The sequence below is a fragment of the Microbacterium sp. CPCC 204701 genome (assembly GCF_004010105.1).
GTDB lineage: Bacteria > Actinomycetota > Actinomycetes > Actinomycetales > Microbacteriaceae > Microbacterium.
Window position 1 is genome coordinate 1 of sequence record NZ_RRYE01000361.1, and the last position, 2,928, is coordinate 2,928.

At 69.7% G+C, this 2,928-nt stretch carries 4 protein-coding genes; 3 read left to right on the top strand and 1 reads right to left on the bottom strand.

Annotated features, from left to right (window positions below; all coding sequences use genetic code 11):
• The coding region (locus tag EIO58_RS15355; protein WP_164861762.1) for an RDD family protein at positions 1 to 533 on the bottom strand (533 nt) is incomplete at its 3' end.
• Between the two features lie 16 nt (positions 534 to 549).
• Here EIO58_RS15355 and EIO58_RS15360 point away from each other — a divergent pair.
• The 3 genes from EIO58_RS15360 to EIO58_RS15370 form a co-directional block, all read left to right on the top strand.
• The gene (locus tag EIO58_RS15360) at positions 550 to 1,545 is read left to right on the top strand and encodes a stage II sporulation protein M (RefSeq protein ID WP_127820244.1); all 996 of its coding nucleotides are present in this window, start codon (positions 550 to 552) and stop codon (positions 1,543 to 1,545) included.
• 53 nt (positions 1,546 to 1,598) lie between these two features.
• Positions 1,599 to 2,102 carry a Fur family transcriptional regulator gene (locus EIO58_RS15365; protein WP_127820245.1) on the top strand — a complete coding sequence of 168 codons (504 nt, stop codon included), beginning with the start codon at positions 1,599 to 1,601 and terminating at the stop codon, positions 2,100 to 2,102.
• A gap of 22 nt (positions 2,103 to 2,124) precedes the next feature.
• Positions 2,125 to 2,928: peroxidase family protein (locus tag EIO58_RS15370; protein ID WP_342447985.1), on the top strand; the 804-nt coding region annotated here is incomplete at its 3' end.

Below are 2,928 nucleotides of genomic sequence, written 5' to 3' on the forward strand. Positions count from 1 at the left end.
GGGGGGACCTCGAGCGCCGTGTCAGGCAGCCGCGGCGTGCGCGTGCGCTCGGAGTAGGTGCCGGCCACGAGATCGCCGAGGCGCTGTGAGCGGGGCGTGAAAGCGCCGACGATCGCGGCGACCGCGCCGAGCGTCATCCACAGCTCCAGCACTCCGACGAACGCGCGGATGAACGCGTGGCGGAAGCCCGCGGCCCCGCCGTCGGTGCGCACGATGCGTCCGCCGACGGCCAGGCGCCCGAGGCTGCGACCGCGGGTCGTGGTCTCGACGACGGTGGGGATCACGACGGTGACGAGCACGACGACGACGATCGTGAGGATCGGCACGACGGCGTCGCCGATCGCACCGGCGCCGGTCAGCCACGCCATCGCCCACGCGAACAGGATCAGCACAGCGACGCCGACCGCCATGTCGATCACGACGCCGAGGGCCCGCATGAAGTAGCCGAGAGGCTGCACGTCGAGCGCGACGGCTTCGCCGGTGAGCACCTCGTCCTGGTGGATGTCGACGATCGCGGCGCGGCCTTCGGGCATGGGTACAGTGAAGCACATGGACCTCGACGCGCTCACGGCTGCACGCCGCGACGAGTGGGCGCGGCTGGACGAGCTCAGCCGCGCGCGGCACCTCTCCGGGCCCGAGGTCGATGAGCTGGTGACGCGCTACCGCGCGGCGTCAGCCGATCTTGCGGATGCCAAGACCTCAGTCGGGCGAAGCATCCAGAGCGATCACGTCTCGACGATGCTCGCAAGGGCGCGGCTGCGGCTGACGGGTGCTTCCGAGAACGTGCTGCGTCAGATCCCGCGATTCTTCGCGCTGCAGCTTCCCGCCGCGCTGTACGGCCTCCGATGGACCACCCTGGCGATCGCGCTCGGGTTCGTCGCGGTCGTGGTCGTGGTCGCGCTGTGGGTGTCGGGCGACCCGGCGCTCGTGGCGAGCCTCGGCAGTGGGGCACAGCTCGAGCAGTACGCCCAGAGCGAGTTCACCGAGTACTACAGCGAGAACCCGGCCGCGGTCTTCGCGGGCCAGGTCTGGACGAACAACGCCCTGATCGCGGCGCAGTGCGTTCTCTTCGGCATCACGGGCGTCTGGCCCATCATGGTGCTCGTGCAGAACGCGGTCGGCGTCGGCACGGCGGCGGCAGTCATGACCGCATTCGAGCGGGTCGACGTATTCGTGCTCTACATCCTCCCGCACGGCCTTCTCGAGCTCACCAGCGTCTTCGTCGCCGCGGCCGCAGGCCTGCACGTGTTCTGGGCGTGGGTGGCGCCCGGTCCGCGCCGACGCGGTGAGGCCCTCGCGTCGGCCGGTCGCGCGCTCGCCACGGTCGCGATCGGACTCGTGTTCGCGCTGGGTGTCTCGGGGCTGATCGAGGGGTTCGTGACCGCCCAGCCGTGGCCGTGGCCGGTGAAGATCGGCATCGGCGTGGCGGCACTCGTGCTGTTCGTCGCCTACATGCTCGTGGTCGGCCGTCGTGCCGACCGGCTGGGCGAGACCGGCGATCTGACGGAGTACGAGGCGGGCACCCCGACAGTCGTCGCGGGCTGATCGTTCACCCTCCCGTTGTTTTGAATGACTCAAAACAACGCTAGGATGGGAGGATGACCAACGCCCCCGCGATCGATGCCGCCGAGCGGCTGCGCACCGCGGGACTCCGGGTCACCGAGCCGCGCCGCGCGGTCGTCGAGGCGCTCCACGGGCGTGCGCACGCGAGTGCGGACGAGCTCTACGCGGTCGTGGCCAGGTCTCTGCCGGGCACGAGCCTGCAATCGGTGTACAACGCGCTCGGCGACTTCGTCGAGGCGGGCCTCGCGCGCCGGATCGAGCCCGCCGGGCGCCCCGGCCTGTTCGAGCTCCGCGTCTCCGACAACCATCATCACCTCATCTGCTCCGTGTGCGGCGCCGTCGAAGACGTCGACTGCGTCGTGGGTCACGCGCCGTGCCTGACACCGTCCGACGCCCGCGGCTACACGCTGCACGTCGCCGAGGTCACGTTCTACGGCGTCTGCCCCACGTGCGCCGAAACGCGCACTGTCGACGAACCCGTGGCGAACCCGCGACGGCGCACGGCTCGCGAGCGCGACGTCCTGTCCGAAACCCGATAGCCATCCCGACTGGAAGGAAGCCATGACCGACAGCAACGACACGATCCCCGAGATCGGTGACAACCCGAACGACGTGGATCAGGCGGTCACGCCCATCGACACGCCGGTCGACGACCGGAAGGACGGCGAGAGCCGACCGCGGCCGAACGTGGCCGAGGAGTGCCCAGTCATCCACGGCGGCCAGCCCCACCCCACGACGGGCAACGCGAACAGCGTGTGGTGGCCGAACCAGCTGAACCTCAAGATCCTCGCCAAGAACCCCGCGGTCGCCAATCCGCTAGGCGAAGACTTCGACTACAAGGCCGCGTTCGAGGCGCTCGACCTCGCTGCCGTGAAGAGCGACATCGCAGAGGTGCTCACCACGTCGCAGGACTGGTGGCCCGCCGACTTCGGCAACTACGGCCCGCTCATGATCCGCATGGCGTGGCACAGCGCCGGCACGTATCGGGTGACCGACGGCCGCGGCGGGGGCGGGGCCGGTCAGCAGCGTTTCGCTCCCCTCAACAGCTGGCCCGACAACGTCAATCTCGACAAGGCCCGGCGCCTGCTGTGGCCGGTCAAGAAGAAGTACGGTCAGTCGATCTCGTGGGCCGACCTCATGATCCTCGCCGGCAATGTGGCATTGGAATCCATGGGCTTCAAGACCTTCGGCTTCGCTGGCGGCCGCGCGGATGTATGGGAGCCCGACGCCGACGTCTACTGGGGTCCCGAGACCACGTGGCTCGCCGACGAGCGCTACTCGGGCGACCGTGAGCTGGAGAAGCCGCTGGCCGCGGTGCAGATGGGCCTCATCTACGTCAACCCCGAGGGCCCGAACGGCGACCCC